General features: G+C 60.6%; 1 protein-coding gene. It reads right to left on the reverse strand.

Annotated elements, in window-relative coordinates:
• Positions 1–54: 54 nt before the first annotated feature.
• Positions 55–819 carry an IS6-like element IS6100 family transposase gene (locus tag N5C88_RS31405; RefSeq protein WP_001389365.1) on the reverse strand — a complete coding sequence of 255 codons (765 nt, stop codon included), beginning with the start codon at positions 817–819 and terminating at the stop codon, positions 55–57.
• Positions 820–880: the final 61 nt, after the last annotated feature.

Below are 880 nucleotides of genomic sequence, written 5' to 3' on the forward strand. Positions count from 1 at the left end.
GGCTCTGTTGCAAAGATTGGCGGCAGTCAGAGGTAGGCTGTCGCTCTGCGCCGATCAGGCGGCTGCTGCGAAATGGTGGTTGAGCATGCCCATGGCCTCCGTCAGCGCCGAGGGCCCAATGCCAAAAGCTCTCTCCACAAGGCGCACCTCGCCCCTGATGCCGGGCTGCAGGCACCAGGGGCGAGCCTGTCCTTTGCGCAGGGCTCGCATGACTTCGAATCCCTTGATCGTGGCATAGGCCGTGGGGATCGATTTGAAACCGCGCACCGGCTTGATCAGTATCTTGAGCTTTCCGTGATCGGCCTCGATCACGTTATTGAGATACTTCACCTGCCGGTGGGCCGTCTCCCGGTCCAGCTTTCCTTCGCGCTTCAATTCGGTGATCGCTGCACCATAGCTCGGCGCTTTGTCGGTATTGAGCGTGGCAGGCTTTTCCCAGTGCTTCAGGCCTCGCAGGGCCTTGCCCAGGAACCGCTTCGCTGCCTTGGCGCTGCGGGTCGGCGACAGGTAGAAATCGATCGTGTCGCCCCGCTTGTCGACTGCCCGGTACAGGTAGGTCCACTTGCCCCGCACCTTGACGTAGGTTTCATCCAGGCGCCAGCTCGGATCAAAGCCACGCCGCCAGAACCAGCGCAGCCGCTTCTCCATCTCCGGGGCGTAGCACTGGACCCAGCGATAGATCGTCGTATGGTCGACCGAAATGCCGCGTTCCGCCAGCATTTCCTCAAGGTCGCGATAGCTGATCGGATAGCGACAATACCAGCGCACCGCCCACAGGATCACATCACCCTGGAAATGGCGCCACTTGAAATCCGTCATCGTTCCGTCCGTCCAATCTCCGCCAAGCATGCTCAAGCTTCACGATTTTTGCAACAGAGCC

The organism is Achromobacter sp. GD03932 (assembly GCF_029839485.1).
Taxonomy (GTDB): domain Bacteria; phylum Pseudomonadota; class Gammaproteobacteria; order Burkholderiales; family Burkholderiaceae_B; genus Achromobacter; species Achromobacter bronchisepticus_A.